Genomic DNA, 5,257 nt, shown 5'->3' on the forward strand with positions numbered 1-5,257 from the left:
CTGGTTAAAATCATGGGCCCCAGTGGATTGTTCGGGGATGCATAGATCAGGCCAAGCAGATAGACTAAGGGCTGGGCGTTATCCACCTGGGTACGCAGGCTGTAAAGTTCCGGGTAGAGGTAATGTTTCCGGATTATGTCGGTAAGGCGCTTTACTATAACCTCTTCGGACTCAGGAAAAAACCTGGGCAGCACCCGGTGATAAATCCCCTGATACTGGGCCAGTGGAAAAAGTGAATGCAGTTCAGCATAGTCTGCAGGAGGCCTTCTTTCTGCTGCCTCCACATAGTAATCCAGTCTGGTCAGGTCCCGGTACTCCATACCGAAAGCACTGACCAGGCCCAGGGAGGCCGCCAGAAAAATACCGGCAGCAGCCACCTGGTGTTTGCGGTTTGCAGGCCAGGCCTGCCTGTAAACCATGGCCTCCTTGCCGGTCTCAAAAGGGTTGCCCGTAGCGTTTTCCTGTCCTGAACCATGCATGGTCAGTCCAGCAATCTGAGGAGCCTTGCTGAAAGGATCAGGCGCAAGCAGAACATCAGCAAACTCCTGCAATATCTGCATGCGTTGCCGGAAATCTTTGAGAAACCCCACCATGGCCAGATAATCCCTGCTGGACATGGAAGTAAGTGCCCGGGGCAAAAGCCTTTCATAGCCGTCCTGAACCCTGGCCAGGTCCGGTGAATATATCTTTTCATCCCAGGAAACCTGGGGGGAGAGTCTGTGTTTTTGAAGAAAATCCATCCACTGCACAAATCCATGCACCTGGTCCATGTGGGTCAGGGCCAGCCTGACCTGAACCGGCCTTTTTCCGATTTCCATAAGGCTTATTTTGCCGCGCATGTACCTGGCCAGTTTCTTGAGATTTTCAGGATCCTCATCTTCCAGGGAGGCTCCGTTCAAGGTAATAACAACCTGGAACTCTTTTTTACAGGGCATTTGCTTCAGGAGGTTTTTCAAGGCCCTGTGAGCACCGGAACTGACATCCGTCAGAATAATAGAAGGCATCTCCAGTACCACAGCCCTTGCCCCCATATAACACTGCATCAAAGGTGAATCCACGTGGCTTGGCTGAAACTGCAGGGCCTTGCCCTCCCAGTCGGTGCAGGCCGAGATAAGACTGCTCTTGCCGCTGCCGGCTTCTCCCATGACAAAAAAGGGCTGAAAATCACCCAGGTAGCGGCGGATATCCCAGGGCATGCGGCGCACAAAGGCCTTCCAGATCCGGACCAGGCTTTTTCTCGGAATGGGAGGGGGTTGGGCTGGTCCGGACTTTTTGGCCTTGCCGCCTTTTTTGCGGCGGTTGACAATGTACATGACCAGCCCGATTATCAGGGCCGCTATCAGGGCCAGCACCAGTGTTGATACCCAGGGGGGGCCAGGGATAAACTCCCGAAAACTCCTTAAGATCCTGGTAAATACCTGGGTTATGATGCCAATGAAGTTTATATCCATAAATTACCTTAAGGCAGGCTGTGCCTGCATCCCAGTTATCTGTTATTTGTTAATTGTTATCAGGGTAAAGCAGTGAATTAAGTCTTTTGTTCTTCAACCATTAACAATTAACCGATAACTTTCAACTCTCAAGCTCTGCACTGTCAGGTTCTTCATGCTGACTCTCTTCTTTGCGAATTGTAAGTCGACCGTCTTCAACGTCTACATTTATACTTCCACCTTCATCCATGCCCTCTTTAATCAGCATTTCAGCCAGGGGGTCCTGCAGGCTGGTCTGAATGGCCCGCTTGAGCGGCCTGGCTCCGTATAGAGGGTTGAAACCATCCTGAGCCAGAAGGTGCTTGGCCTCGTCACTTATATCCATCTCTATGCCCCTGTCAGCAAGTAACTTATTGAGTCTTTTGAGCTGAATATCAACAATGGGAGGCATGACCTCAGGAGTCAGGGGGTTGCAGATCAGGATATCATCTAAGCGGTTCAAAAATTCCGGCCTGAAAAACCCCCGGACCACATCCATGAGGGTGCTGCGCATCTTTTGTACTTCTTCTTCTGTCTCTGCAGGCTCAATGGTCTCTGCCCCAAGGTTGGAAGTCATAAGAATGACAGTGTTGTAGAAGTGGGTGGTTCTGCCCTGGCCATCGGTAAGACGACCGTCATCCAGGACCTGCAGAAAAAGGTTGAAGGCATCGGGATGAGCCTTTTCCACTTCGTCGAAAAGCACCACGCTGTAAGGTCTGCGCCGGATCTTGTTGGTCAGCACCCCGCCTTCTTCGTATCCCACATAGCCTGGAGGAGCCCCAGTAAGACGGGCCACTGAATGTTTTTCCATGAATTCACTCATGTCTATGCGCACCAGAGAACGTTCGTCATCAAACAGAAACTCCGCCAGGGCCTTGGCCATCTCTGTTTTTCCCACACCAGTTGGACCAAGCATAAGAAAAGACCCCAGTGGACGATTGGGATCCTGAACTCCTGCCCTGGAACGGCGCACCGCCTTGGAGATGGTCTCCAGGACCTGATCCTGGCCCACAACCCTTTTGCGCAGGTAGTCCTCAAGCTGCAGCCAACGCTCCTTTTCCTCCTCCATGAGCTTGGAGACCGGGATACCCGTCCAGCGGGAAACGCAGGCCGCGATATCCTGAGGCAACAGCGCCCTGGGACTGCCGTTTTCAGGCTCCTGGTCAGCATCAAAGTTTTCATATTCGGCCAGCACCTGTTCAGCCTCGGGGATTATCTTGTACTGCAGTTCGGCCACCCTGGAAAAGTCTTCCTGGCGTACTTTCTGTTCCAGCTCTTTTTTGGCGTCGTCCAGAGTCTTGCGGGCCTTTGCCAGAGTCTCGGCAGCCTCCTTCTGCTGCTCCCAGGCTTCTGTCATGGTCCGGCTCTGTTCTTTAAGATCAGCCAGGGTGTTCTGGACAACCTCCAGGCGCTGCATGCTCAGCCTGTCGGTTTCGCCCTGCAGAGCGCCGGCCTCGATCTCCAGTTCCACTATCTGCTGATCTATTTTGTCAATGTCTTCCGGCTTGGAGGCCAGGGAGATACGCAGGGCCGCTCCGGCCTGGTCCATGAGATCAATGGCCTTGTCCGGGAGGAAACGATCGCTTATATAGCGCTGGGAAAGTTTTGCCGAGGCACCCAGTGAGCTGTCGGAAATATGTATCCCGTGATGGGTCTCATATTTTCCCTTGATCCCGCGCAGGATAGCCAGAGTTTTATCATGGTCCGGCTCCTCCACGGTCACGGTCTGAAACCGGCGCATCAAAGCAGAGTCTTTTTCTATGTGCTTGCGGTATTCCTCTGAAGTGGTGGCACCGACGCAGCGTATATCACCCCGGGATAGGGCCGGCTTGATGAGATTGGCCGCATCCATGGTCCCCTCGGAGCCTCCGGCCCCAACCAGCATATGAATCTCGTCAATAAAGGTAATGATATTTCCTGCATCGGTGATCTCCTGCAAGACCCTCTTGAAGCGCTCTTCAAACTCTCCGCGATACTTGGCCCCGGCAATAAGCTGGCCCAGATCCAGGGCCAGAATGGAAACATCCTGCAGGCTTTCAGGAACATCTCCATTGACAATACGCTGGGCCAGGCCCTCCACTACAGCGGTTTTGCCCACTCCGGGCTCGCCGATGATAATGGGGTTGTTTTTCAGTCTACGGCTAAGAATCTGGCTGGCCATACGAATCTCCTCTTCCCTGCCGATGACTGGATCCAGCTCGCCTTGACGGGCCGATTCAGTCAGATCCTTGGTATACTGAGCCAAGTATTCAAAATCATCTCCCGGAGCCTTGCCCTGACCCGGCCCGTCAACGCTTCGTACCTGTTGCAGAGCCAGAGTAAGCTTTTCTCTGTCTGCGCCGGCCTCTTCCAGGGCCCCGGCCAGCTCCTGTATCTCCAGGGCAGCCAGAAGAATATGGTTGATTCCGATATACTTTTCCTCTGCCTTCTCGGCGATTTCCTGGGCATTGATGAAAAGTCTTTCCAGATCACGGCTTATGGGGGTCTGCTGGGCACTGGCCAGGGCCTTGGGCTGGGCGAGCAGGCTGGTTGATACTCTACCTCCGAGTTTATCCAGATCAGCCCCGGATTCCTGCAGGGCTGTCAGGGTTGGATTCTTGCCGATGTTCAGCAGGCTGGACATCAGGTGCCATGGAGTAACATGCTGATGTTCTTTTTTTACCGCCAGACGGCTGGAACTTTCTATCAGTTCCTGGGATTTGAGATTGAACTTGTCAATAAGCATAGGGTCACCTCTGGGATGAAGGTTGTGTAACTCAGATGCATTTTTATAGTTGCACCTTGACCTGTCCTGCATACTTGATTGAAATCACCCCGCCCCAGGAACAAATCAAAGTGCTGGAGTCCGTCAGGGCGGGCATTGAGCCTATAAGCACCGTTGGTTTGCCGGTGATCCAGGGAGCAACAGTCACCGGGATGCACGGCATGGGGGTCAAAACCCCCAGGGCTGCAGCCGTAGCCGATGCCACAGCTGGATTAGAAGGCGTCGTACATAGTCCAAAGGGGGGTATGTTTATAAATGGCACGTAATCCATAATAGTTGCCGCGGGCATTGAGGCAAAAACCCTGTTTACTGGAAGTACCAGCATAGACGATGGAATGGTGCCGAAAGTACAAAGCATTAATGCACCGCTTGTCACCAGAAAAGCCATGATTACCTCAAGTGTACCGCATCCGGGTTAGTATTTCTCCCCGCGCAAATGTAACATCAACCTGTGATGGCGACTGCGGGCTATTTCTACCGCCAGGGCAGGATCTGTTGCCAGGCATGCACTGCAGATGGCAAACCCCTGTTCCATCTGCAGCCTGTTGCTGTAGACCTCCCGCCCGCAGGACTCACATGAATTGCTGCCGGACTTGGCCTCATGATCTGAATACGCCTCTGCGCTGGTGCTGGCAGGGGAGACATCGCCTAAAGACTGCTCTGCTTCACTGCTTTCGAGGCTGACAAAACAGTCGGGGCAAAACAGACGCCCGCCTGCATCCTTGGCTCCTCTCAGGGGGATATGTCTTCCACAGCCTGCGCAGGGGATGCTTTGAAGCATCTGCTGATGCAAAAGTGCTTCTTCGTCCTCTTCCCGGTCCTCCTGCTCAGATCCATCCTGCTCCTGACCAGGCTGGTCCGGTACCTGCAAGTTGCCCAAGGCAGGCGAAGCCACCAGGTCCTGCATACAGTCCCGGCAGAAGTTCCAGATGCCTACACTGAAAGTATCACCTTGCAGAGCGATACCGCAGATTTCACAGTTTTGCGCCTGGTTCCCGGCTTCAGTTGAGGCATCAGAAACTTC

At 53.4% G+C, this 5,257-nt stretch carries 4 protein-coding genes; all 4 read right to left on the bottom strand.

Translation table 11 applies throughout. From position 1 onward, the window contains the following. On the bottom strand, positions 1–1,451 hold a 1,451-nt coding region (locus tag D5S03_RS03880), incomplete at its 3' end, for a type VI secretion protein IcmF/TssM N-terminal domain-containing protein (protein WP_287042742.1). Positions 1,452–1,572: 121 nt separating this feature from the next. Beyond that, positions 1,573–4,194: an ATP-dependent Clp protease ATP-binding subunit gene (locus D5S03_RS03885; RefSeq protein ID WP_008870035.1), complete on the bottom strand. Its 2,622-nt coding sequence runs from the start codon at positions 4,192–4,194 to the stop codon at positions 1,573–1,575. Positions 4,195–4,237: 43 nt separating this feature from the next. Next, positions 4,238–4,621, bottom strand: a complete 384-nt coding sequence (locus D5S03_RS13750) for a DUF4280 domain-containing protein (protein ID WP_008870036.1) — start codon at positions 4,619–4,621, stop codon at positions 4,238–4,240. Between the two features lie 27 nt (positions 4,622–4,648). Then, on the bottom strand, positions 4,649–5,257 hold a 609-nt coding region (locus tag D5S03_RS03890), incomplete at its 5' end, for a hypothetical protein (RefSeq protein WP_287042743.1).

It is taken from the genome of Desulfonatronospira sp. MSAO_Bac3 (genome assembly GCF_003838035.1).
Classification (GTDB): Bacteria; Desulfobacterota; Desulfovibrionia; order Desulfovibrionales; family Desulfonatronovibrionaceae; genus Desulfonatronospira; species Desulfonatronospira thiodismutans.